The 23,819-nt window shown below is 61.7% G+C and carries 21 protein-coding genes; 17 read left to right on the forward strand and 4 right to left on the reverse strand.

Annotation, left to right across the window (positions count from 1 at the left end):
• Window positions 1-2 precede the first annotated feature (2 nt).
• The 17 genes from vgrG (at window position 3) to AC3IX4_RS11075 (ending at window position 20,713) form a co-directional block, all read left to right on the forward strand.
• Complete coding sequence (gene vgrG, locus AC3IX4_RS10995; protein ID WP_489260547.1) at window positions 3-4,004, forward strand: type VI secretion system tip protein VgrG; 4,002 nt, start codon at window positions 3-5, stop codon at window positions 4,002-4,004.
• Complete coding sequence (locus AC3IX4_RS11000) at window positions 4,001-4,630, forward strand: DUF2931 family protein (RefSeq protein ID WP_489260548.1); 630 nt, start codon at window positions 4,001-4,003, stop codon at window positions 4,628-4,630. Before vgrG ends, AC3IX4_RS11000 begins: the two co-directional genes overlap by 4 nt.
• Complete coding sequence (locus AC3IX4_RS11005) at window positions 4,617-4,805, forward strand: hypothetical protein (RefSeq protein ID WP_489260549.1); 189 nt, start codon at window positions 4,617-4,619, stop codon at window positions 4,803-4,805. The genes AC3IX4_RS11000 and AC3IX4_RS11005 overlap by 14 nt, the downstream gene beginning before the upstream one ends.
• Entirely contained in the window at window positions 4,802-5,431 is a 630-nt protein-coding gene (locus tag AC3IX4_RS11010; protein ID WP_489260550.1) for a DUF2931 family protein, read from the forward strand. The genes AC3IX4_RS11005 and AC3IX4_RS11010 overlap by 4 nt, the downstream gene beginning before the upstream one ends.
• Before the next feature lie 43 nt (window positions 5,432-5,474).
• The gene (locus AC3IX4_RS11015; protein WP_489260551.1) at window positions 5,475-6,452 is read left to right on the forward strand and encodes a hypothetical protein; all 978 of its coding nucleotides are present in this window, start codon (window positions 5,475-5,477) and stop codon (window positions 6,450-6,452) included.
• Window positions 6,427-7,014: a hypothetical protein gene (locus tag AC3IX4_RS11020; RefSeq protein WP_489260552.1), complete on the forward strand. Its 588-nt coding sequence runs from the start codon at window positions 6,427-6,429 to the stop codon at window positions 7,012-7,014. The genes AC3IX4_RS11015 and AC3IX4_RS11020 overlap by 26 nt, the downstream gene beginning before the upstream one ends.
• Window positions 7,015-7,047: 33 nt before the next feature.
• Window positions 7,048-7,311: a PAAR domain-containing protein gene (locus tag AC3IX4_RS11025; RefSeq protein ID WP_489260553.1), complete on the forward strand. Its 264-nt coding sequence runs from the start codon at window positions 7,048-7,050 to the stop codon at window positions 7,309-7,311.
• Between the two features lie 2 nt (window positions 7,312-7,313).
• Window positions 7,314-8,519: a hypothetical protein gene (locus tag AC3IX4_RS11030; protein WP_489260554.1), complete on the forward strand. Its 1,206-nt coding sequence runs from the start codon at window positions 7,314-7,316 to the stop codon at window positions 8,517-8,519.
• Between the two features lie 318 nt (window positions 8,520-8,837).
• Window positions 8,838-11,825 (forward strand): ImcF-related family protein, encoded by a 2,988-nt coding sequence (locus AC3IX4_RS11035; RefSeq protein WP_489260555.1) that lies wholly within the window; start codon window positions 8,838-8,840, stop codon window positions 11,823-11,825.
• Window positions 11,826-13,400 (forward strand): type VI secretion system protein TssA, encoded by a 1,575-nt coding sequence (gene tssA, locus AC3IX4_RS11040; protein WP_489260556.1) that lies wholly within the window; start codon window positions 11,826-11,828, stop codon window positions 13,398-13,400.
• A 24-nt stretch (window positions 13,401-13,424) separates the two neighbouring features.
• Window positions 13,425-15,194, forward strand: a complete 1,770-nt coding sequence (tssF, locus tag AC3IX4_RS11045; RefSeq protein WP_489260557.1) for a type VI secretion system baseplate subunit TssF — start codon at window positions 13,425-13,427, stop codon at window positions 15,192-15,194.
• Window positions 15,158-16,243, forward strand: a complete 1,086-nt coding sequence (gene tssG, locus AC3IX4_RS11050; protein ID WP_489260558.1) for a type VI secretion system baseplate subunit TssG — start codon at window positions 15,158-15,160, stop codon at window positions 16,241-16,243. Before tssF ends, tssG begins: the two co-directional genes overlap by 37 nt.
• Window positions 16,224-16,760: a type VI secretion system lipoprotein TssJ gene (gene tssJ / locus AC3IX4_RS11055; RefSeq protein WP_489260559.1), complete on the forward strand. Its 537-nt coding sequence runs from the start codon at window positions 16,224-16,226 to the stop codon at window positions 16,758-16,760. Before tssG ends, tssJ begins: the two co-directional genes overlap by 20 nt.
• A gap of 3 nt (window positions 16,761-16,763) precedes the next feature.
• A complete protein-coding gene (tssE, locus tag AC3IX4_RS11060; protein ID WP_489260560.1) occupies window positions 16,764-17,195 on the forward strand; it encodes a type VI secretion system baseplate subunit TssE in 432 nt (143 codons plus the stop codon).
• A complete protein-coding gene (locus AC3IX4_RS11065) occupies window positions 17,188-18,264 on the forward strand; it encodes an OmpA family protein (RefSeq protein WP_489260561.1) in 1,077 nt (358 codons plus the stop codon). The genes tssE and AC3IX4_RS11065 overlap by 8 nt, the downstream gene beginning before the upstream one ends.
• Window positions 18,265-18,345: 81 nt before the next feature.
• Window positions 18,346-19,449, forward strand: coding sequence for an IS110 family RNA-guided transposase (locus AC3IX4_RS11070; RefSeq protein WP_489261185.1), 1,104 nt, complete (start codon window positions 18,346-18,348; stop codon window positions 19,447-19,449).
• A gap of 1,060 nt (window positions 19,450-20,509) precedes the next feature.
• A complete protein-coding gene (locus AC3IX4_RS11075; protein WP_489260562.1) occupies window positions 20,510-20,713 on the forward strand; it encodes a hypothetical protein in 204 nt (67 codons plus the stop codon).
• On the opposite strand, the gene AC3IX4_RS11080 is transcribed toward AC3IX4_RS11075, so the two are convergent.
• Genes AC3IX4_RS11080 through dsdA form a run of 4 tightly spaced genes read right to left on the reverse strand, consistent with a single transcriptional unit; the run spans window position 20,703 to window position 23,809 of the window.
• A complete protein-coding gene (locus AC3IX4_RS11080) occupies window positions 20,703-21,125 on the reverse strand; it encodes an LIC_13387 family protein (RefSeq protein ID WP_489260563.1) in 423 nt (140 codons plus the stop codon). The two genes, AC3IX4_RS11075 and AC3IX4_RS11080, sit on opposite strands and share 11 nt — an antisense overlap.
• A gap of 50 nt (window positions 21,126-21,175) precedes the next feature.
• A complete protein-coding gene (locus AC3IX4_RS11085; protein ID WP_489260564.1) occupies window positions 21,176-21,406 on the reverse strand; it encodes a hypothetical protein in 231 nt (76 codons plus the stop codon).
• Between the two features lie 47 nt (window positions 21,407-21,453).
• Window positions 21,454-22,416 (reverse strand): DNA-binding transcriptional regulator DsdC, encoded by a 963-nt coding sequence (gene dsdC / locus AC3IX4_RS11090; RefSeq protein ID WP_489260565.1) that lies wholly within the window; start codon window positions 22,414-22,416, stop codon window positions 21,454-21,456.
• 37 nt (window positions 22,417-22,453) lie between these two features.
• Window positions 22,454-23,809, reverse strand: coding sequence for a D-serine ammonia-lyase (gene dsdA, locus AC3IX4_RS11095; RefSeq protein ID WP_489260566.1), 1,356 nt, complete (start codon window positions 23,807-23,809; stop codon window positions 22,454-22,456).
• Window positions 23,810-23,819: the final 10 nt, after the last annotated feature.

Below are 23,819 nucleotides of genomic sequence, written 5' to 3' on the forward strand. Positions count from 1 at the left end.
AAATGGCCAGCCCACCGCGCCTGTTCTTCAACCACAGCCGCCACACCCTCAAGATCTACCGCCAGGACGCCACCTTCGACGTGCTCGCCTTCCATGGCGAAGAACGCCTCAGCCAGCCCTTCAGCTACCACATCGAATTCACCTGCACCGTGCAGGACCTGCCGCTGGAACAGATCCTCAACAAGCGCGCCACCTTCACCCTGCATGAGCGCCTTGTTAAACCCAGCCGCTATATTCCCAAGTCCCCAGTCGTGGGGCCGCTGCGCACCTTCCACGGCGTAATCACCGCCTTCAAGCGCCTGTCCGCCTCCAAGGACGAAGCCCGCTACGAAGTGACCCTGCAGCCGCGCCTGGCCCGGCTCGAGCGGGGCCAGCAGTACCGTATTTACCAGGACAAGTCGGTGCCGCAGATCGTCGAACACATCCTGCGCAGCCGCCACGGTTTTCTCGGCCAGGACTTCTACGTCAACCTCAAGCGCGAGTACCCGCGGCGTGCCCAGGTCATGCAGTACGGCGAAAGCGACCTGGCCTTTATTGATCGACTATTGGCCGAGGTCGGCCTCTGGTATCGCTTCACCAGCGACGACCGGCTGGGCATCGAGGTGGTCGAGTTCCACGACAGCCAGGCCCACTACCAGTACGGCATCGAGCTGCCCCACGGCCCGCCGACCGGCCTGGACAGCCACGCCAAGGTCGCCGCCTGGCAGCTGCAGGCCGAGCACCGGGTGGTGGAAAAACACATCAACATCCGCAGCTACGACCCGCGCAACGCCAAGGCCTTCCTGGACGGTGAAATCGACCAGACCCGCGGCGCCAAGACCACCTACGGCGAGGCCTACCACTACGCCGAGCCCTACACCGAACTGGGCGACCGCTACGACTTTGACCACAAGGTGCAATGCGAAAGCGGCTACTTTTACGCGCGCCTGCGCCACCAGCGCTACCTCAACAGCCAGACCGTGCTCAAGGGCGTCAGCAACAGCCCGAGCCTGGCGCCGGGCCAGGTACTCAAGCTGACCGGCAACAACGTGCCGCAGGCCTTTGCCGAGCGCGTAGTCATCACCCACCTGAAACCCTGCGCCGCCCGCGACCGCAGCTTTATCAGCCACTTCGAGGCCATCCCGTACTTTCCCGCCAACAACCTCTGCTACCGTCCGCCGCTGCTGCCCAAGCCGAGCATCGCCGGCACCGTGCCCGCGCGGGTCACCAACCCGCAAAAAACCGACCCGTACGCCGACATCGACATCCATGGTCGCTACCGGGTGCAGTTTCTCTTCGACCGCGACGAATGGCCCGCCGGCCGGGCCAGCTGCTGGCTGCGCCTGGCCCGGCCCTACGCCGGTGACACCTACGGCCTGCACCTGCCATTGCTGGCGGGCACCGAAGTGGCGGTGGCTTTCGAGCAGGGCGACCCGGATCGGCCCTATATCGCCCATGCCTTGCATGACAGCAACAACCCCGACCATGTCGCGCTGTACAACTACAAACGCAACGTGCTGCGCACCCCGGCCAACAACAAGCTGCGCCTGGACGATACGCGGGGGCAGGAGCACATCAAGCTCAGTACCGAGCAGGGTGGCAAGAGCCAGTTGAACCTCGGGCATCTGGTGGATGGCGAGCGCAAGCCGCGGGGCGTGGGCTTTGAGCTGCGCACCGACAGTCATGGGGCGATACGGGCTGGCAAAGGCCTGCTGATCAGCGCTGAGGCACAGCCCAAGGCCCAGGGCCAACAGCTGGACATGAGCGCGCCGATCAGCCGCCTGCAACAGGCCTGCGAACAGTTGCAGGAGCTCTCGGTCGATGCCCAGGCTACGGGTGTTGAACCTGCCGACGTAGCCGCGCAGGTCAAATTGCTGCGCCAGGAACTGGAACAACTCAAGGCCTCGGTGCTGCTGCTCAGCGCGCCGAAAGGCATTGCCCTGAGCAGCGGCGAACACCTGCAACTGGCCGCCGAAGACAACCTGATGCTCAACGCCGGTGGCCAGGCCGACTTCAGCATCGCCAAGCGCCTGTTCATGGGCGTTGGCCAGGGCCTGAACCTGTTCGTCCGCAAGCTGGGGATCAAACTGGTCGCCAACCAAGGCCCGGTCAGCGTCCAGGCCCAGAACGACACCCTGGAACTGCTGGCGCGCAAGGGTCTGCACATCACCAGTACTGAAGACGAAATCTTCATCACGGCGAAGAAAAAGATCACCCTCAACGGCGGTGGCAGCTACTTCACCCTCGACCAATGCAAGATCGAAGCGGGCACCCTGGGCGACTACAACATCAAGGCGCCGTACTTCGACTACTTCAGGGTCAAGGCCCCGGATCCGGTCGAACTGCCGACGCTGCCCGCCGCCATCGACCCGCCGCGGGAATTCACCCAGCAGTACCACATCTTCGAAAGCGACGGCGAAACCGTGATGCCCGGGGTGCGCTACCGGATCACCTCCGAGTCGGGCCAGGTCTGGAAGGGCATCACCGACAGCCAGGGCTTTACCGAACGGGTCAGGACGGTCAAGTCAGAAGCGCTGTCGGTGGTGTACGACTACGAGGAGGAGGAAGAGGAAGAAGAACTGCCGGTGGGCATCGTCCTGCGTCTGGGGCTGTTCTTCGATGGCACCGGCAACAACGAGGCCAATGCCGCGCTGACCACCCAGTGCCGGCGCGAGGACCTGGCGTTGTTCGAAGAGAGCGAACTGGAGGCCATCGTCGAACTGTGCGAGGCGCATGGCTTTGGCGAGTTTGATGGCGATGGGTTCATGAGCGGGCCAGATAACAGCTATGGGAATGCGCCGAGTAATGTGGTGCATCTGTATGACCTGTATCCCGATCATGCGACCGATGGGCTGCCGGACAAGGCGGAGGTGGGCTATGTGCCGGTCTACATAGAAGGCATCGGTACCCGTAGCGGTGGTACGGACTCACTTTATGGTCAGGTATGGGGCCAGGGCGAGACAGGGGTGGTGGCACGGGTGAGGCAAGCGCCAGAGCTGATCAAAGCGCAGATGAGCTTCTTTCAGCAAACTAACCCCGGCGTGTACATACGCAAGGTCGAGTTCGACATATTCGGCTTCAGTCGCGGCGCCGCTGCCGCACGCCATTGCGTCAACGAATTGCTCAAGCCAGGGCGCGGGGTATTTGCCGAGCTGTTGCAGCCCGGCCTCTTTACCCTGCTGACCACCTTCGACCCCGCGGTGGACATTAGCCTCAACCTGATCGGCATATTCGACACGGTCGCGGCCATCGCGGCGCCCGTGCAGGGCGATTACTCCGTGGCCGATGAGATCAACCCCGGCGTCAACCTGTACCTGCCGCCCGGCTGTGCGCGTCAGATCCTCCATTTGCAGGCCCGTGATGAGCATCGCCACAACTTTTCCCTCAACAGCGTGCAGAAGGGCCATCGGGAGATTTGCTTGCCCGGCGTACATTCCGACGTCGGTGGCGGCTACCGGCCGCGCAGCCGTGAGCGCCTTTGGCTGAGCAAGCCGCGTCGCTTGACCTTGCCCGTCAATACTCCGCTGGAAAGAGTGTCTGAGTGGCAGCAAGCCAACGGCCACGCCAAGCGGCTGCGGGCCAGCGGTCTGGCCGGTGACGGCAGTATCGAAGTCAAGGTGACGCCGATCGAAGTGGTGTCGAAGGGGGATCGCCCGCCCATTAACGAGATGTTTTGGCTGGAGACCATCCTCGACCGGCCGGTACGCGGCGAGTTGGGGTTGGTTGCCTTGCGGGTGATGCGTGAATTGGCAGTGCGGCACGGTGTGCCGTTTAAAAGCTTGGACGAACGCCCCGATTGGGCGCTACCGGAAGAGCTGCAACCTATTGCCGAACGGATTCTGGAGCAGGTACTGGCGGGCCAAGAGGTCAGCCTGGACCTGGACCAGGAGCTCCTGCTGCTGGGCCGCTATATTCATCGCTCTGCCCACTGGACGCCAAGCAAAGGCCTGATGGTCAACAAGCCAACGCACAACGCCAAGCGCAATGTCTACCCCAACCAACCGCAGCAGGACTACCCGCAATGATGCCCCTGACGGTGCTGCTCGGCTTGCTGTTCAGCTTGACCGCCTGCGCCAGCGGGCCAAGGCCGCCCAAGCTGCCGTACCCCAGTTGGTATGTGGGCTTGGCGGCGCCTCGGCACATGGAAGTCTGGGTCGAGAGTGTTGATGTACTCGACCAGCGCGGCTTGGCGTTCTTTCGAGTGCATGGCGGAGTAGCGGGTTATACCCGCAAGCCGGAGGGTTGGCACAAGGGCGGCGGAAAATCCAAGCCAATAAACAATGTTGACTTGCCGCTACAGCTGTTCGTGCGCTGGCAATCGCTGGCGGAACCGCAGACCTACAAGATCGGCATCAGGATCCCGCAGTGGGTGCGCGACGAGATGATCAAGCCGGTGCGGGTGTTCTGCCCTGGTCCACAGGAGTGGACGGACGACTACCGACGCGCGATCACCTTAGGGCTGGCGCCGGGCGGCATCGTCAAGGTGTGGGTGGGCGGCCCATGTTTGCCATTCAAGGAAGTCGGCCGTTTCCAGGCTGAGATCGAGCCGCTGGGCCCGTACAAGGGCCGGACTGAGGGACGATATGTACCTATCGAGCCCGAGAACAAAGCCTACATCGACGAGCATGGAATTCCTTATGGCACTTGGTAAGCGAGCTCCAGCAAAGCGCAAAGGCCTGACCGGTGACGGCAGTCTCGTGCTGGGGCGCTATATCCATCGCTCCGCCCACTGGACGCCAAGCAAAGGCCTGATGGTCAACAAGCCGACCGACGACGCCAAGCGCAACGTGTACCCCAACCAGCCGCAGAAGGACTATCCACAATGACGCGCCTGACAGTGCTGTTTGCGCTGTTATTCAGCATGACGGCCTGCGCCAGTGGACCAAAGCCGTCCAAGCTGCCGTACCCCAGCTGGTACGTCGGTCTGGCCGCACCACAGCACATGGAAGTCTGGGTCGAGAGCGTTGATGTGCTGGACCAGCGCGGCTTGGCGTTTTTCCATGTGTTTGGTGGTGTGGCCAGCTACACCGGAAAACCGCAGGGTTGGCACAAGGGCGGCGGTAAATCCAAGCCAATAAACAATGTTGACTTGCCACTGCAGCTGTTCGTGCGCTGGCAATCGCTGGCGGAACCGCAGACTTACAAGATCGGTATCAGGATCCCGCAGTGGGTGCGCGATGAGATGGTCAGGCCAGAGCGCGTGTTCTGCTCATTTGATCAGGCAGAAGTAACGCTTTATCGAAACAGAATCACCCTTGGCTTGGCTCCTGGCGGAATCGTCAAGGTGTGGGTGGGGGTCGCCTGCCTAGGTTACCGGGAAGTCGGCCGTTTCCAGGCTGAGATCGAGCCGCTGGGCCCGTACAAGGGCCGGACTAACGGACGATATGTACCCATCGAGCCCGAGAACAAAGCCTACATCGACGAGCATGGGATTCCTTATAGCACTTGGTAGAAACCAGTAATCCCACTGATGCATTTGTAGAGGCAGCACTATCATGCAAAAAACAAAGCAAGCTGGGCATACGAGTCATTCGGAGCAAAGTACAAGCAAGTTGATGTCGGGTGGCAGAAATCATGCCTGGCTTTCACCCGCAGACAACGAGGTATATAAGATCACGCAGGACGCTGAACTGCCGGTCATGGTATTTGAGTTCAAAACCGATGTCGTGGGTGAACATCAATGGTCGTGGAGTATTGAATGGTCGGCTAAAGCCAGTGGTCTGAGTGAGCGTGAGAGAAAAGACGCAGTGTTGCAAACGTTCGAGTCGTCCGGGACGTTTGTCAGCAGCGAAAAGAAGTGGACGGTTGATTTTTTTGGCCAGGTGCTGGGCGGCAAACTTACGGTTGAGGTGGTAGTCGGTCAGCAGACGCTGAAAAGAACCGTATTGATAAAAGGCCAGAATCCGAGCGCCGATAGCGTGGCGACTTATGTCGCCAGCCTGGACGATATGACGGGTTTCGAGAAATTACTGGAGCAAGAAACCCGCTGCCAGCACTTCATTGAACTCGATGGCGAACCGATCGTGGCGTTCGATAAAGGTTATGGCATCACTCAAATGACCAACCCTGCACCCTCTTACGAACAGGCCTGGCACTGGAAGGCCAATATTCTGGCGGGCAGTTCCATTTATAAAGAAAAAGTGCGCGCCGCTAAAAAATACCTGGGGCAAGCGGGCAGGACGTACACCGAGAGCCAGTTGCAGCATGAGGTGTTCAGCCGCTGGAACGGGGGTTCCTACCATGAGTGGGACAGCGCGTCGTCGTCCTGGGTCAGGAAAAAGAACCTGCTTTGCGATTCCAACACCGGCAACATTGGTTGGTCGACGCTCAACGAAAAGAACAAGGATCAGACCGAGTCGCAATTGAGGGAGCGAGATAAGGCTACCTATAAAAAAGGCAGTAAAGGCCAGTCGGATGATCATCCGTGGAGATACACAGGAGTGTGCTATGCAGACCATGTGCTTGGACAATAACTCGAGGCTAATCCTGCTTTTTATGGCGCTGTTATCTGTCGCGGCAAACCATGCGGTTGCCGGGCTTGCAATGCAATGGGCTGAAAGTAAAGCGGGGCGGGTGTCTATAGGAATGGTGGGCGGCAGTGTGTATCGCCTGGCAGTGCCTGACGAAGTGAAGGGTGTCTTTTATGATGCCGATAAACATAAGGTTAAAGGCGGTCTGTATATTTCTGTTTTCCAGGTCTCACCTTCCAACCCCGGAAAGCCAGAAGGCTTTTGTGGGGCAGGCAGTGAGATCTGGCTGCACGTTTATAAAGTGGCAGGGTCCGCGTTGAGTGAGCAGCTCCGAGTACAGGTCAGTAGTTGTTTGCACACCGTATCCATGGCGAGCCAGAACACTGGGGTACACACACAAGATTTCGACTTTTCTTCAGTGCAGTGGAATGCCGAAGGTTTTTCGATTGACTGGTTTGAGAAAGTTGACTTGCTTGATCGTCCACTGAGTTCAACGCGATATAGCTGGCGCGACAACCAATTTTTACCGCTGGATAGTTTGGCTAACCCTGATGCAACCCAATAGACATTCGATGTGATTTTAAACAAGGAGTGAAACATGAACGGCATCATTCGTATTGGCGACTTGACCACCGGTGGCGGCATCGTCCTTTCAGGTTCGTCCACGTTGCAATTCGAGGGTCTCGGTGTCGCCCGCCAAGGGGATGCGGTGAAGTGCCCGCTACCCGGTCATGGTGAGACGGTTATCGCTGAAGGGCACCCAGTGTTCAACGACAACGGCGTGCCGGTCGCTTTTGCCGGGCATCTCTGCGCGTGTGGCTGCGCCTTGATTTCTTCTTTGCCTGACGCAAGGGCGAACTAGCCATGCCGGTCAGACTGGATCAAGTCGCGCCGCCCGCGCCGCGACCTACGCGCCCACGTCCATGGTTTTGGCTAGGTCTGCTGGGGCTTTTGCTGTTGCTGGGAATAGGAAAGGCATGGCTGTTCAGCGAACCGATGATGCCGCCTCAGTCCATGGAATTCTGGAAGGCTGCTTTGGGGCTACCGCTACTGGGTGGGGGCTTGTTGTTTTTCTGCCGTGCGATTTTTTATTTCGCACAGCAAGGCGCGGCAGAGGGTTGGGATGAAGCTCGCGAGGCTGATCGGGTCCGTCGAATGGGCTGGGGGCGTCGTTCTCAACAGGTGTTGAGTGTGAGCCTGCACACCGCTCTGCCGGAGCCGCTGGCGGCTGTGCAACTGGCGGCCCTGAAAAACCAGCCTTCAAGACTGGATGGACTGGTATCGCGTCATAGTCGACTGCCGGATGAGGGCGATGAAGACCCCAAGCAGGTGTTGTTAGGCGCTCTAACCAAGGTGCTCGGCGACTTGGCGCGCACCTTGTCGCAGTTGCCTGAGGATAAGCCGTTGGCGATTTTGCTGGAAACCGATAGCGGCTTGCCAGAGCACCGGTTACGCCGTGTGTGGCAGCACGCCTGGGCGCAGTCTGGAATCCGTCAATCGACGACGCCCGTCGAGTTCAGTGGGTTGGCTGCGGTGGACCACTGGCTGGACCAACGCATTGCGGATCAGGCGTTGTTGTTGGTGGTGGCTGTGCAGTTTGCGCCAGTCGATCACGGAGGCACGGCAGAAGCAGTTGTCGGTTTGCTGTTGGGCAATCGCCTGACCCAAACCGTGCTGTCACCGTTGGCCTATCTCCATCGGCCTGAGCCAGAGCGGGAAGCGACACCGGAGCATCTGCGCGACAGCATACGCCAGGCCCTGGATTGGGTGCCATTGCAGGCACCGTCCATCGAACGCATTTGGCGAGTAGGTATCGATCCCGACCGCGACGCTGCAGTGGTGACTGAGCTACAAGCAGAGCTGTGCGTGCGCAAGGACGCTGAAGGACTGTGCAACTTGGACGCTTTGCTGGGTCATCCAGGCCCCACCTCTCCCTGGCTGGCGTTCGCTGCCGCAACACAATCGATCCAAGTCGGCGCCGGGCCGCAATTCGTTATCAGCGGGGACAGCGCCGCCCAGGCGGGGCTTTGGACCACGGTTTTGACACCTGCTCACCCGCTATCGGAATAGGAATCTGAAATGTCGTTTCGACGTGTTGTAAAGGCAGGAAGGTTGGCCGCCTTGATTTTACTGGCTGGCGGCTTACTCGCAGTGGCGAGGTGGCTTTATCCTGAGTGGATAGAAACGGTTTTAGGGAGGGATCAACAGTTACTCGCGATAGTGATCATCACCTGTTGCATATCGTTTGTCCTCCTGTTGGGTCGCTCACTGATCCGTCAATTCGGACAATCCCTTCACCACTCGATCGAGCCGAACGATAAACGCCAACCCGCACCCGCCGTCCTGCCTGAGCCCGCCGAAGTCCAGGCAGCCCGAAGCATCCCTGCGATGAAAACCTCCCTGCGCGCTCACTACGGTCGCCTCTGGCGCCGCCACTTCCGCCTGCTCGTCATCGTCGGCGAACCCGACCAAATCGAAGCCATCGCCCCCGACCTCGCCACCCAACACTGGCAGATGGGCGAGGGCACGGTGCTGCTCTGGGGCGGCAGCGTGCGGACCGAAATAGACGCAGCACGAATCGCCCAATGGCGCACGCTCACCCGTTGGCGCGGGCTCGACGGCGTGGTCTGGGCGCTGAGCCCGACCCAGAGTGCCGACGCCGGTTCCCTGACTGCTGGCGTGCGGCGCTTGCAGCAGTTGGCCGATGAGCTGCATTGGCAGTTGCCGCTGCACCTGTGGCAGGTCTGCCACAGTCAGTGGTCCCAGGCCGAGCGCACCACTCAAGCGGTGGGCTGCCACCTGCCGCGCAGGCTGACCGCGCAGGGGCTGGAAAGCCGCCTGCACAGCCTGCTGGAACCCTTGCGCCAACAAGGCTGGCAGCAGATCAGCGGGGAGATCACCCATGACTTCCTGCTGCGCCTGTCGCAGGATTTGCGCGTCGAAGGCATCGCCCGCTGGCGGCAGGCCCTGGCGCCCTGGTGGAAGGGCTTTGCCGGAGGGCTGCCGCTGCGCGGGTTGTGGTTCAGCTTGCCGATGGTGCAGCACGACAAGACCGGGCTGGCCAACTTCTGGCTCAAAGACCCCGCCTGGCAAGGCGTGGTCGCGAGCAACGCGGCACGGCCCCGGCGCCTGGGCTGGAGCGCGCCGCGCCTGGGCCATGCGCTGATGCTGGTACTGGCGCTGGCCTGGGGGATGGGCTTGCTGCTGTCGTTTGTCGGCAACCGCGAGCAGATCCTGCAGGTACAGCAGGCCTTGGCGGCGCTGGAGCAGGCGCCGCCCGGCGATGAGCAGCGGCTGGCGTTGTACGAGCTGATCCCAACGCTTGATCGCCTGCAGCACTACGCCGAACAGGGCGTGCCCTGGCGCTTGCGTTTGGGCCTGAGCCAGAACGATGCGCTGCTGGCCGCGATGTGGCCGCCCTATGTCGAGGCTAATCACCGCCTGCTGCGCGACCCGGCTGTCGAGCGGCTGCAGCAGCGTCTCACGGCCTGGGTCAGGCTGCCTGCGGGCAGCCCCGAGCGTGCCCGCCGCGCCGATGAAGCCTATGACCTGCTCAAGGCCTACCTGATGATGGCGCGCCCGGAGAAAACCGACGCCGCCTTTCTGACCCAGGTGCTCAGCGACCTGCGCCCCGAACGCAGCGACTTGTCGTACAGACTCGGGCAGTTCTATGCCGAACAACTGGCCGCGCACCCAACGTGGCGCATCGACGCCGACCCGACCCTGATCGCCCAAGCCCGGCAACGGCTACTCGGCCAATGGGGCCAGCGCAACGCCGAAGCCAGCCTGTACCAGCAGGTGCTCGCCAGCGCCGCCGATCAGCACCCGGCGCTGGGCCTGGCGCAATGGGTGGGCGACAGCCCGGCCCGTTCGCTGTTCTCCGCCACCGTCCAGGTGCCTGGGGTGTTCACCCGCCAGGCCTGGGAAGGCCAGGTGCGCCCGGCCATCGAGGCCATCGCCCAGGCCCGCCGCGAGCAGATCGACTGGGTGCTCAGTGACCAACCGACCGAGCTGACCGCCGAGCTGAGCCCCGAACAGCTGCGCCAGCGCCTGACCGAACGTTACTTCGACGATTACAGCGGTGCCTGGCTCAAGGCCCTGAACAGCCTGCGCTGGCGGCCGGCCGACAGCCTGGGCGAGGTGATCGACCAGTTGACCCTGATGAGCGATGCGCGCCAGTCGCCACTGCTCGCCCTGATCAACACCCTGGCCTATCAGGGTCAGGCGGGCAGCCGCACCCCAGCATTGGCCGATTCACTGCTGCAATCGGCCCAGCAACTGATCGGCCGTGACACTGACATCGCCGAACCGAACAGCCCGCTGGACAACACCTTCGGCCCGCTGCTGGCATTGCTGGCGCCCGCTGCCGAGGGCCAGAACCATGACGAGCGCCTGAACCTGCAAGCCTTTCTCACCCAGGTGACCCGCGTGCGCCTGAACCTGCAGCAGGTGAGCAGCGCCGCCGACCCGCAAGCGATGATCCAGGCCTTGGCCCAGAGCGTCTTCCAAGGCCAGCGCCAGGCGCTGACCGACACCCAGGCCTACGGCCAGTTGATCGCCGCGAGCCTGGGCGGGGAATGGGGCGCGCTGGGCCAGACCCTTTTCGTGCGACCGCTCGAGCAGGCCTGGCAACAAGTGCTGGCGCCCTCGGCGGCGAGCCTCAACCGCCAGTGGCAGCGCGCGATCGTCAGCGACTGGCACAGTGCCTTTGCCAGCCGCTATCCCTTCGCGGCCACCGACAGCGACGCCTCGCTGCCGATGCTGGGGCAAATGATCCGCGCCGACTCCGGGCGCATCGAACAGTTTTTGCAACGCCAGTTGGGCGGCGTACTGCGCAAGGAGGGCAGCCAGTGGGTGGCCGATTCCCGGCAGGGCCAGGGCCTGCGCCTGAACCCCGAGTTTCTGGCGGCGATCAACCAGCTCAGCCAGCTGGCCGACGTGCTCTACACCGACGGTGGCCTGGGCTTGAGCTTCGAGCTGCGCGGCAAGGCGGTGCGCGACGTGGTGGACACCCACTTCACCCTCAATGGCCAGGAACATCACTACTTCAACCAGCGGGAAAGCTGGCAGCGCTTTAGCTGGCCGGGCTACAGCGAACGCCCCGGCACCCACCTGACCTGGACCAGCGTGCACACCGGCGTGCGTCTGTTCGGAGACTACCCCGGCACGTGGGGCCTGATCCGGCTGCTGGAACACGCCCAACTGACGGCCCTGGACGACGGCGACAGCCGCTACCGCATGGTGCTCAAGGCACCCGATGGCCTGGACCTGACCTGGCATCTGCGCACCGAACTGGGCGCAGGGCCGATGACGCTGCTGGCCTTGCGCGGGTTCAAGTTGCCGACGCAAATCTTTCTAGCCGACCAGGAGGCTTGAATGAGCCTGAACAGTTTGATCACCAGTTGCCTGGGCGAACGGGATGCACTGGCGCTGGCTCGCCAGCAACCGCACTGCCCAGAGGCATGGCTGGCGCCCATCAAGGCCGATTCCCCGGTCGGGGAGGACCCTGGCTACGACGATGATTTCCAGCGCATGCGCGAAGAGGTCAACAAGCTCTCCGGGGCGGATGCGGGGCAGGTACTGCAGTTGGCAGAAAAGCTGCTCACCCACACCTGCAAGGATTTGCGCGTGGTCACCTATTACATCTGGGCACGCCTGCACAAGGACGGCGAGGCAGGCTTGGCCGATGGCTTGAACCTGCTCGCGGTGCTAGTGGAGCGCTACGCCGAGCAGATACTGCCCCTGCGCCCCAACAGCCGCAAGGCGGCCCTGGAATGGCTGGCCAGCAGCAAGGTGCTGGACAGCCTGTCGCTGCATCCGCAGGTGGTCAAGGGCGAAGCCGAACGCACGGTGGCGGCGCTGGCCTGGCTTGCCCAAGGCGTTGAAGCCTGGCCGCAGGATCAGCGCCCGCAACTGGGTGCGCTCTACACCGCGCTGTCTGCCCGGTTGACGCAATCGGGTGGCGTGCAGGCGCTGGTCCCACAGAACAGTGCTCGCCAAGGCTCGGCCGCGCCCCCGGTATCGGCGATCCGCTCCGGTCGTGACTTGCTGGACGGCGGCCGGCTCCTGGCCGGCTACCTGCGTGATCAACCCCTGGGCTGGCTGGCGGCGCACCGGCTGATGAAGAGCCTGCGCTGGGACACGCTGCACCAGGTGCCGCCTTATGAAGGGGAGGGCATGACCCGGCTGGCGCCCCCGCGCAGCGAATACCGGGCTCAGCTCAAGCGGCTCTACCTGCAACAGAGTTGGAGCGAACTGCTCGATCAGGTCGAGCGCGCCTATGCCGAAGGCGTGAATCATTTCTGGCTCGACCTGCAGTGGTACCTGTACCAGGCCCTGTGCAAGCACACCGCGCCGCAAAACGCTTGGGCCGATATCGTCAAACGGGACTTGGGCATGTTCCTTGAACGGCTGCCGGGCCTGGAAACCCTGTGCTGGAGCGACGGCACGCCGTTCGCCGACCCCACCACCCGCGAGTGGATCAGCCAGCACGTCAGTGGCAATCAGGCCGAGCCTTGGCTAGTCACTGCAGCGCCGGCACCCGGTAGCGCCGATGACGAGATCCTGGCGCTGGAGGGTGAAGCCCTGGCCCAGGCGGACAGCCACGGCGTGGACCCTGCATTGGCCTGGCTGATGGCCCGCCCCGAAGCCCAGACCGGTCGCCAGCGCTGGCTGCTGCGCCTGTTGATGGCGCGGGTGGCCGAGCAGCACGGCAAGGGCGATCTGGCCGTGCATCTGCTGGGCGAGCTGGAGGCCACGGCGCAGCAGCAAGCGCTGGCGGCCTGGGAGCCGGCGCTGGCCTTCGAGGTCAAGGCGCGCCTGCTCAAGCTGCTGCGTATCAAGTCGCAGCGCAACGACGCCGACAAGCCCGCGCTGGCCAAGCGAATGGAGGCGTTGCTGGCAACGCTGGTGAGCATCGACCCGGTACGCGCCGCAGTGCTCTGCGGCTGAACCTTATTGATCAGGAGTATTGCCTTGAGCATGGACAATCAAACCCTGCGCTACTTTGACGCCGAGATGCGTTATCTGCGCGAAGCGGGCAAGGAATTCGCCCAGGCCTTCCCGGACCGCGCAGCGCAACTGAACCTGGATAAAACGGGCGCCCATGACCCTTATGTCGAGCGGCTGTTCGAAGGTTTCGCCTTCTTGATGGGCAGGCTGCGGGAAAAGCTTGACGACGATCTGCCCGAGCTGACCGAAGGCTTGGTGAGCCTGTTGTGGCCCCATTATCTGCGCACCATTCCTTCGCTCTCGATTGTCGAATGGCTGCCGGACCTGGCACAGATGAAAGCCTGTGAGTCGATCAGCAAGGGCTCCGAAGTCCTGACGCAACCCATCGGCCCACAGCGCACCCGGTGTAGCTACACCACCACCCAGGACCTGACCCTGCGACCGCTGGCCCTGACCTCGTTGCAACTGGCCCATGAACCGGACGGACGCAGTATGTTGCGCCTGCGCTTTAGCCGAGGCGCAGTGCTGGACTGGAGCCAGATCGACCTGAGCCGGTTACCGCTGTACGTGAATGCGGATGCGCCGCTGGCCAGTGCGTTGCACCAGGCGCTGACCTTGAATGCCCAGGCCCTGTACGTGCGTTTTGAGGGAGCATCTGAGCGTATCCCGCTCGAAGGCCATTTCGCGCCCAAGGGCTTTGCCGATGAAGACCGCCTGTGGCCCAAGGGAGACAGCGCCTTCAGCGGCTACCAGCTGTTGCTGGAGTACTTCACCTTCCGCGAGAAGTTCATGTTCGTGACCCTTTGCGGGCTGGAGCAACTGGACATGCCCGCCGCAACGGGCGGGTTCGAGCTTGAAGTGGTGCTGAGCGAACCCTGGTCCCATGCCACCGCCCCCAGCAGCGAACACCTTCGCCTACACGCGGTACCGGTGATCAATCTGTTTGTACTCGAGGCCGACCCACTGACCCTGGACCCCTTGCAAACCGACTACCTGTTGCGGCCCATGCGCCTGCAGGATGGCCACACGGAAATTTACTCGGTGGATGAGGTGAGTACCGCCACCGAAGGTAAACAGCAGCACTATGTGCCCTTCAGCAGTTTTCGCCACCGGGGCGGGATGCTGCGCGAGCAAGCGCCGCAGCGCTACTTTCACACCCGGTTGAAGCGTGGCGCCAATGGACTGCATGACACCTGGTTGATCCTGGGCGGAGAGGAATTTGACCCAGACAGCCTGGGCGAGCACCAAAGCCTGTCGTTGCGACTGACCGGAACCAATGGCCAACTGCCCCGCAAGGCGCTGCAAAGCACCTTGCTCGATACCGCGGCGCAAGCCAGCCAGGCGGGGCTGCGGGTTCGCAACCTGTGTGCCCCGACCTTACCGTGCTACCCACCCCATCGTGATCGCTTTCATTGGCGAGTACTGAGCCATCTGGGCTCCAACTTCCTGCCAATGCTCAACAGTGCCGAAGTTCTGCGCGGCACCCTGGCGCTGTATGACTGGACGGGCAACGAACTGAATCGACGCAGGCTTGAGGCCATCGTTGACGTGCGTCATCACCTGATCCAGCGCTTCGAGAAAGGCTTTTTACTGCGCGGGGTCGACATCGAGGTGACCCTGGATGCCAACGGCTTTTGCGGTGAGGGCGACATCAGCCTGTTTGGTGAAATGCTCAATCGCTTCTTTGCCCTGTATGCCGATATTCATCTGTTCAACCAGCTTACGCTGATCCTGCAACCTACCGGAAAGTGCCTGCGATGGAACGAGAACCACAATCAGCGAATTCCAGGCTGAGAGCCAGCGGCTTGCTTGAGGCGCTGCAGGGCAGGGTGGCCGAAGCCAACCTGTATCGCTTCTGCCAATTGATCGAGCAGGCCTTGCCGGATCATCCGCCCTTGGGCAGCACGGCGTGCCCGGCGGATGATCCGGTGCGTTTCAGGCCCGACCCTGGCATGGGCTTTCCTGCGGGCGAGTTGCAGGCCATCGAGACCGACGAAGAGCGCCCCTTTCTGCCTGCGACGGTGCGGACTCGCCTGTTGGGCCTATACGGTGTGGACTCGCCACTGCCGACCGCTTACCTGGATGACATCACCCAGCGTCGGGAAGGGCATGAAGCGCTGCAAGCCTTTCTCGACCTGTTCAACCACAGGATTTTCACTCAGTTCTATCGCATCTGGCGCAAGTACTCCTACCCCGCCACCTTCCAGGCCGGTGGCACGGATGCCACCTCGCAATGCCTGTTGGGACTGATCGGCCTGGGCATACCCGGCACCGCGGCGCGGATCGGCACACCCGTTTCACGCTTTCTGGCACTGCTGGGCGTGATGCGCCTGCCCACCCGTAATGCCGAAGGCATTGGTGCGCTGGTCAAGCTGTTGGCCCCAGATACCCAAGCGCAGGTGACCGGCCATTGGCCGCAGAAAATTCCCTTGGCGCATCCGGCCAGCCTGTCCCGAAGCCGGCCGGTCACCCTGTGTCAGGGGATGCCGTTGGGCCGTGTCGGCAGCGATGCCAACAGCCAATTGCACCTGGCGCTGTCGACTGAAAACCATGAAGAGGCCCGTGGCTGGTTGCCGCAAGGGCAGTTGCACGCGGATCTACTGGCGTTGCTTGAGGTGTACCTGGGCTGGCGCTGCACGGTGAAGTTGCAACTGTCACTGCCCCTGCGTGACTTGCCATCGCCCGTACTGGGGCGTGCTCGGCTGTTGCTGGGCATGACCGCGGTACTGGGCCTTGGGCACGGGACGCAAGACGGCATCATCACGCTGCACCTGGGCCGTTATCAAGGCCTGCGCAGCAACCCTGAACAACGAGAGGCACAGCATGTCGCGTATTGTATTTAAGGCATTCAAAGGTGCTGCAGTGGGCATGTTGCTCACTGGCTGCGGCTTGACCCAAACCGTGAGCGACTCCGCCACGTCCACCGCCCAGGCGATTTTTTACCCGCCGATCACCACCTTGCACCTGGATGTCAGTGGCCGGGCGGCGCTGAACCTGGATGCGCAGGACACCAGCACATTGTCGGTGCCGACGGTGGTCCGGGTTTACCAACTGCAAAGCAACAAAACGATGGCCACAGCTTCCTACGACCAGGTGCTGAACCATGCCGAACGCCTGCTCGGCACCGATCTGCTCGATGAACGCGCCCTGGTGATCAAACCCGGCGATGGTGCGCAGCTGAGTGTGCCGCTGCACAAGGGCACGCGCTACGTGACGGTGGTCGCGCTCTTGCGTAACCCTGAACATCAGCCGGACGGCTGGCGCCTGACCCTGGTCCGCAAGGATCTGGAGTCGGAGCGGGCGCGGCTGATCACCCTGGGCGACAACCGACTCGCCTTGCAACCACAGGTCAAGGAGTGAAGCGTGTCTGAATCTGATCCTTCGCTTTATGAAACGCTGCTGCAGAATTTTGCAGGCGAACTCGATCTGCATCAGGTCGATGAGCAGGACCAGCTCATCCTGTCAGTCTTGGACAATTTGCAGCGCATCCTCAACAGCCGTGAGGGCACCCTCAGCCATCTTCCCGACTACGGCCTACCCGACATGGGAGGCATCCTGCAGGGGTTGCCCGCCAGCGCCCATGACTTGAAAAACTCCCTGGTCGCGACCTTGCTCAAATATGAACCGCGACTGGCGACGGTGCAGATTGAGTTGCTGGAGCAAGTCCAGCCCGGCCATCTGCAATACGCCCTGGAGGTGCGCTTGAAAGCCGGTAGGCGGGCGACGTTCAGCACCTCCCTGGGGCCTGACGGCAACGTATTGGTGCGCCATTTGAAAAGGCAGGACTATGTTTGAGATTGGCTTGCGAATGGGCGGCGATCCATCCGGTTTCAGTCAGTTCGAGGCGCTGCGCAATGAACTGGCCAAACTGGTCCATCCGGCTTGCCCGGACGTGGATTGGCTCAAGGTCGAGCAACTGTGCCTGGCCTTGTTCGACAAGAATGGCGTAGAGCTGCAATCCATGGCGGCCTTCGTGTTGGCGCGCAGTCACCGTCATGGCCTGGACGGCATGGCGCAGGGTGTGGAATGGATGGCGGCGCTGGATCGCCAGTGGCCACTGCTTTGGCCGGCCTCGGCGTCATTGCGCCTGGATATCCTCAGTGGTTTATTCGCTCAATTGCAGCCGTTGTTGCGTGGCGCTGTGATGAGCGCGATTAGTGTGCCTGCCCTGATTCATCTGGAAGCGCAGCTTGAGCGATTGGGAGAGCTGTCGAGTCAGCCAGGGCAGGCACCGTTGGTGACTCTGCGGGCTTTGCGTGGGCAGATCGACAGCCTCGTCCAACGCCTTGCGCCGCGGATGACGGTTGCCGATGAGCCCGTACAGTACCCGGCCAGGCGAGTTGAGCCGCCATTGTTATTGCCCTATGTGCTGCTGGCCCCGCCGCCCCCTGTGAAAGGCAAAAAACGTCCTATCGCGCTCGCGCTGCTGTGCCTGATGGTTTCAGGGGTTTTGGCGGGCGGCTTCGGGTGGCGAGAGTGGCAGCGGGGCCAGGATGCGGGTGTGCAGAGGCAACTGGACAGCCTGTTGCTGTTTGACGCTGGCAGCGCCGAATTCAAGCCTGGTTCAGACAAAGCCCTGATCACTGCCCTGGCCGGAATCAAGGCGCAGCCGGGCGGGCTGGTGGTGATTACCGGGCATACCGACGCCAGCGGTGATCCTGGGCAAAACCTGCAGCTGTCGCAGTCGCGTGCTTGGGCGGTGCGTGAATGGATGAGAGAAATGAGCGATATCCCGGAACACTGCCTGGTCGCACAAGGCGTGGGTGCCAGCCGCCCAGTTGCCAGCGACGCCAGTGAACAGGGGCGGGCCGCTAACCGGCGCGTCGAACTCCAGCGACTGCCAAACCCGTCGGAGTGCTTGTAATTACATGGACTCGCCCCAACCGAGGCGTCTATGCGCCACGGTGGCATCTATAAAGAAGCCAACGACAGCGAGGGCGAGCCCATGAAAAAGCATACGACCAACAATCACTCTTTGTCTTCAGCCGACCTAGCAACCTGTTCGACCGTCTCGGTAGATCTTGCCAAGAGGGTCTTCCAGGTGGCCGGGGAAAACGCCCTGGGCCAAGTGGTGTACGAGGACCGAATCAAATCGCGCGAAGCCTTCCAGGCGTTTCTTCGCCAACTGCCCATGAGCGTCATGGTGCTGATGGAAACAGGCCCAGGCGCTCAGGCATGGGCGCGGTTGCTGCAGGCCCAAGGCAACCCGGTGCGGATCCTGCCTGCGCAGCATGTGGCCGATCATCGCAGCGGGCCGAAGAATGATCGCAACGATGCACATGCGATCTTGCGGGCGGGTCGAGATAGTCGGATTGTCTCAGTGCCGGTCAAAAGTGCCGCGGCGCTGGCCATGCAGGCACTGCATCGCGCCCGCCAGGGCTATGTGCGGCGGCGCACGGCCATGGGTAATCAGATGCGTGGCTTGCTGCTCGAGCATGGCGTGGCCTTGGCGCAAGGTGAGGCGGCGATCAGCCGGGTGGTGCCGCGGATACTCGAGGATGCCACCCAGCCGCTGCCGGATCTGCTGCGCGAGCTGATTGCTGAGCTGCTCGGCGAATGGAGCCAGTTGGGCGAGCGCGTCAGCGTGTTGACCGGCCGACTGGAAACGGCCGCACAGCAGGATGAGACGGCGAAAAGGTTGATGACGGTGCGTGGCATCGGTCCGATCATCGCCACCGCGCTGCTGGCCAAGCAGGTCGAGCCTGAGCGCTTCGCCAACGCACGCCAGTTTGCCGCCTACTTTGGTTTGGTGCCCACTCAGCACAGCAGCGGACAGAAAATCCGGCTGGGCAAGATGAGCAAGCAGGGCGACGCCTACCTACGCAGCCTGGCGATCCAGGGCGCGCATGCGGTCTTGAGACAGGTGCGGCCTGATTCGGAACAACCCGATGACCGGCGCTTGCTGCGCTGGCTGTGTCGCTTGGGTCGCAAGGAAACGGCCGTCCGATTGGCCAACCGTACCCTACGCATCGTCTGGGTATTACTGAAAACCGAGCAGACCTATCGTCGCCACATGGGCAATGTCCAGGAGGCGACGATGAGTCACTGATCGACAGAGTTCTGCCACCGGGGCGTTAAAGCGCTCCAACCCTTGCTAAAGAACATTGACCCCAGATCAGACCGTCGCGGATTGATGCCTGTGCTCCTACTGGCCCTTGAGGCCTTAACGTAATTGGCATACCGCGAGCTTATTGAATGTTGGCCAGAAGCCGATCAGGCTTCCTCGAGTAGGCCTTATACATAGATGCAGCCGGGTAGCAGTGTTCAAAAGCGGGTTGATAGTGGGGGCGAGTCCATACATAGGAGCAGACCTTGGTCGCGATGGCATCACCGCTGTATGCCAGATAGACCGCGGTGCAGCCATCGCAGCCAAGGCTGGCTCCTACCGGGGATTGGGTAGGAGCTGAGCTTGCTCGCGATAGCATCACCGCCGTATACCAGATGAACCGCGGTGCAGCCATCGCAGCATAGGTATCTACACAATTCTGGGGCAGCGCGGCTCTTGTAGCCGCTGCCGAGGTACGAGGCTGCGATCGGCGGCGAAGCCGTCGTAAATTCAGGCCCTTCGGTGTGCCTGATGGATTACGGTCTCAGGTTTTACGGCCGCTTCGCTGCCGATCGCAGCCTCGTACCTCGTCAGCGGCTACATTCGTAGCAGTAGACGAGTTCAGCGAGGCCAGGTCCGGGGACGTAGTCCTCGCAAAGCCTGTACTCGCGGTGTATCTGAATACTGAAGTGCCAGGTTTTACGACTGCTGCGCAGCCGGACGTGGCCTCGTTCTACTCGTCCACTGCTACGAAATGCAGTACACCAAAAGATGTGTAGATACCTATGGCCATCGCAGCCAAGGCTGGCTCCTACCGGGGATTGGGTAGGAGCTGAGCTTGCTCGCGATAGCATCACCGCTGTATGCCAGATAGACCGCGGTGCAGCCATCGCAGCCAAGGCTGGCTCCTACCGGGGATTGGGTAGGAGCTGAGCTTGCTCGCGATAGCATCACCGCCGTATACCAGATGAACCGCGGTGATGCCATCGCGACCAAGGGCTAGGCGCCCCCGTCGCTCCTACAGTGTTCTATTCTTCAAAGAGAACACCCTTCGGAGATCGTCATGTTCGATATTATTGGCGAGCTGACCTTTCAAGCCATTTTCTATCCCATTGGCTGGCCGGTGGTGAAGCTGCTGACCCTGGGCAAATACCCGTCCCGAGGCAGTTGGTTCAGCGAAACGCCAGAATCGCAATGGACCGCAGGGGCGGGGGTTGCAGTGGTGGTGATCGGCGTGGTGGTGATGCTTGGCCAGTTCAGCCTGTAACCCGCGATGCGCTGAAAATCCCCAGCACATACAGCAGCAGGGAAACGGCAATACCTAACTGGGGAATGTGAAACCAGTAGCGCCGCGCCAAAACCAGCAGGCTGGCCAGGAACAGAATCCCGAGCAGCAGCAGAAAGCGCGACTGCAGCAAGAAGTCCACATGCTCATAGGCCAGATAGGCATAGATGGCGCCGAACAGCATGGCGCCCAGGCTATGGCTGGCGTTGAAGCCGATCCAGGCCCGCCACATTGTGGTTTGCCTGGAAATCACCGGGGCGATGCGCTTCATCTGATCAGCCAGCGCGCTATCGCGCGGCATGAACTTTTGGGTGGCGAAGGTGAAGATCAGGTGCAGCGAGCCGAGCAGCAGCACAATGGCCGCGCTGGCCGCGATCAGAATCTGGGTGAGCACAATGTTTTCCTATGTTTGCCTAATCCGGCCATTGTGCCATCAGGCTCCGTTCAGGCGGACGCTATTTGCTCAACTGCATAGGCATCGGCCTCAAGCAGCCTGATTTTCAGTTTTTCGAATTCATCATTGTCCACCCACTCAATACGCCAGAGCATGTAAAGCATACCTTGTGCCTTATACAAGGCTTCAAGGCGCTCGACATGATTGTCGGTGCGGCGTATGTCATCGGTCGCTTCATCCAGGTCGGCCAAGGCCTGGGCTTTTTTATCGTCATTGTTCATGTTGGGGCTCCCAGTGATACAGGGCGTGCCAAACCCGGCCCCGTCTCTCATGCCTCTTGCTCATCCAGGGGGGATGATCGACGGGCGCATTCTTTCAGCCAGTTCATGAATACCACCAACCGCTTGGGGACAGAACCCAGCGGCGGATGGACCAGATAGTAATCATAGTGACCGGCTCGGCTGAATCCGCCAAGTGGCAGTACCAGTTCCCCGCGATCGACACGTTTTTGCACCAACTGCTGACGACCGATGGCGATGCCAGCGTGGTTCATGGCTGCCGTCACACAGAGGTCAGATCGGTCGAAAGTCAGGGTGCGCTTGGGGAGTGCTTCGAGCAGGTGATGTTGCTCTGCCCAGAGCGTCCATTCGGCATCATAGGCGGCATGATCCCAGGCCAGGGAGTCATGCAGGGTCGTGCAGTGCCGGAGGTTGTCCGGGCTATCGTGCAGACCATGGCGTTGCGCATAGGCAGCGCTGCAGACGGGGGCCAATTGTTCTCGCATGAGTCGATGGCTGGTGAGCCCTGGAAATTCACCATTGGCGTAGTAAAGCGCCAAGTCGATCTTGCGGGTTCGAAAATCGACGTTGTCATTGCCGACCCGCAGGTCCAGGGACACTGCAGGGTAGCGCTCGACAAAATCTGCAAGCCGCGGGACCAGCCAGCACTGGGCCACCGAGGGCCTGACATACAGCGCGATGGAACCGGCCACTTCAGCCTGTGACGATTGGTCGAGGGCTTCGGACAGCTCGCCCATCGCGTTCTGCAGAATCTCAAAGATCCGCTCGCCCTCATCCGTGAGAGTCACCTGACGGGTCAGGCGCTGGAACAGTTTCATGTCCAGCGCGCTTTCCAGCCGGCCGATTCGGTGGCTGACGGCACTGGCGGTCAGGCACAGTTCCTGGGCCGCGCGAGCAAAGCTTAAGTGACGAGCGGCGACCAGGAAGGTGTGAAGGTTGGCGAACTGGCTGCTGTTGAGCCTGGAGCTGATACGAGGAGGAAGGTTAAGCACGTCGGTTTCCCTCAGGCAGGCCAGGCTCAAACAGAATTTAGCGACTATTGGCTAGCAATTCACGGCCCTTGTCCAGATACGCCTGCATCTCCTCGCCGGGTACCATGTTGCCACCGGTGGCCCAGACCAGATGAGTGGCCTGCGCCATGGCCTGGCTGTCCAACCCTGCACGCGCCAGGTAGCCTTGCTGCTCGCCCTGGACGCGGGCAATGCCGGGCACGCCGGCCAACGCCGAAGGCTCCAGGCGCACGCCTTCGCTGTCTTCCATCAGTGCCAACAGGCGGTACATCTCTTCGTCGCTGACGGTGTAGAAACCATCGAGCAGGCGTTGCATGGCTTTGCCGACAAAGCCTGAAGCACGTCCGACGGCCAGCCCGTCAGCAGCGGTCACGTTGTCGATACCAAAGTCTTGTACCGAGACTTCATCGTGCAGGCCGGTGTAGACGCCCAGCAGCATGCACGGCGAATGGGTGGGCTCGGCGAAGATGCAGTGGACGTGGTCACCGAAGGCCAACTTCAGGCCGAAGGCGACACCGCCGGGTGCGCCGCCGACACCGCAGGGCAGGTACACAAACAGCGGGTGCTGTGCGTCCACAGCAATACCGGCCGCGGCCAATTGTGCTTTCAGGCGCTCGGCGGCGACCGAGTAGCCCAGGAACAGGTTGACCGAGTTTTCATCGTCGACGAAATGGCAGGCTGGGTCCGCTTCAGCCTGTTTGCGCCCTTGGGCGACGGCCACGCTGTAGTCGGATGAATACTCGACCACGGTCACGCCGTGGGAGCGCAGTTTGTCTTTCTTCCATTGCCGCGCATCGGCCGACATATGCACAGTGACCTGAAAGCCCAGGGCGGCACCCATGATGCCGATGGACATGCCCAGGTTGCCGGTGGAGCCCACGGCTATCTTGTACTGGCCGAAAAAGGCGCGTGCCTTGTCGCTGTACAGCACGGCGTAGTCGTCATCGAGGGTCAGCAGACCGCCCGCCAACGCCAGGTCTTCGGCATGCTTGAGCACTTCATAAATGCCGCCGCGTGCCTTGATCGAGCCAGAGATGGGCAAGTGGCTGTCACGCTTGAGCCAGAGTGCGCCATTGAGTACCTGTCCATAACGCTCACCCAGCAATTGCTGCAGGTGCGGCACAGGCTGGATGTCGGACTCGATAATGCCGGCACTGCCTTCGGTTTCCGGGAAGGCAAGGCGCAGGAAAGAAGCGAAGCGCGTCAAGCGTGCGCTGGCGTCAGCGACGTCTGCGGCCGTCAGGCCCACATCGCCAATGGCCTGCGCGACCGGCGCCACGCCAGGGTTGAACCAGGTGGTCTCTTGCAGCGCGACCATGTCGCGAATCAGAGGATGGCTGGCGCACCAGCTTTCAAGTGTTTTTCCCAGAATCATGGCGGGCTCC

The sequence above is a fragment of the Pseudomonas sp. KH_021 genome, from assembly GCF_057838865.1.

Excerpts from the sequence above, each read along its gene's own strand:
- AC3IX4_RS11070 (WP_489261185.1), top strand. The coding sequence starts at position 18,346 with ATGAAAAAGCATACGACCAACAATCACTCTTTGTCTTCAGCCGACCTA.
- AC3IX4_RS11010 (WP_489260550.1), top strand. The coding sequence starts at position 4,802 with ATGACGCGCCTGACAGTGCTGTTTGCGCTGTTATTCAGCATGACGGCC.
- tssJ (WP_489260559.1), top strand. The coding sequence starts at position 16,224 with ATGTCGCGTATTGTATTTAAGGCATTCAAAGGTGCTGCAGTGGGCATG.
- dsdA (WP_489260566.1), bottom strand. The coding sequence starts at position 23,809 with ATGATTCTGGGAAAAACACTTGAAAGCTGGTGCGCCAGCCATCCTCTG.
- AC3IX4_RS11000 (WP_489260548.1), top strand. The coding sequence starts at position 4,001 with ATGATGCCCCTGACGGTGCTGCTCGGCTTGCTGTTCAGCTTGACCGCC.
- AC3IX4_RS11035 (WP_489260555.1), top strand. The coding sequence starts at position 8,838 with ATGAAAACCTCCCTGCGCGCTCACTACGGTCGCCTCTGGCGCCGCCAC.
- tssA (WP_489260556.1), top strand. The coding sequence starts at position 11,826 with ATGAGCCTGAACAGTTTGATCACCAGTTGCCTGGGCGAACGGGATGCA.
- AC3IX4_RS11085 (WP_489260564.1), bottom strand. The coding sequence starts at position 21,406 with ATGAACAATGACGATAAAAAAGCCCAGGCCTTGGCCGACCTGGATGAA.
- AC3IX4_RS11005 (WP_489260549.1), top strand. The coding sequence starts at position 4,617 with ATGGCACTTGGTAAGCGAGCTCCAGCAAAGCGCAAAGGCCTGACCGGT.
- vgrG (WP_489260547.1), top strand. The coding sequence starts at position 3 with ATGGCCAGCCCACCGCGCCTGTTCTTCAACCACAGCCGCCACACCCTC.
- AC3IX4_RS11020 (WP_489260552.1), top strand. The coding sequence starts at position 6,427 with ATGCAGACCATGTGCTTGGACAATAACTCGAGGCTAATCCTGCTTTTT.
- AC3IX4_RS11030 (WP_489260554.1), top strand. The coding sequence starts at position 7,314 with ATGCCGGTCAGACTGGATCAAGTCGCGCCGCCCGCGCCGCGACCTACG.
- AC3IX4_RS11015 (WP_489260551.1), top strand. The coding sequence starts at position 5,475 with ATGCAAAAAACAAAGCAAGCTGGGCATACGAGTCATTCGGAGCAAAGT.
- AC3IX4_RS11065 (WP_489260561.1), top strand. The coding sequence starts at position 17,188 with ATGTTTGAGATTGGCTTGCGAATGGGCGGCGATCCATCCGGTTTCAGT.
- tssG (WP_489260558.1), top strand. The coding sequence starts at position 15,158 with ATGGAACGAGAACCACAATCAGCGAATTCCAGGCTGAGAGCCAGCGGC.
- AC3IX4_RS11075 (WP_489260562.1), top strand. The coding sequence starts at position 20,510 with ATGTTCGATATTATTGGCGAGCTGACCTTTCAAGCCATTTTCTATCCC.
- AC3IX4_RS11025 (WP_489260553.1), top strand. The coding sequence starts at position 7,048 with ATGAACGGCATCATTCGTATTGGCGACTTGACCACCGGTGGCGGCATC.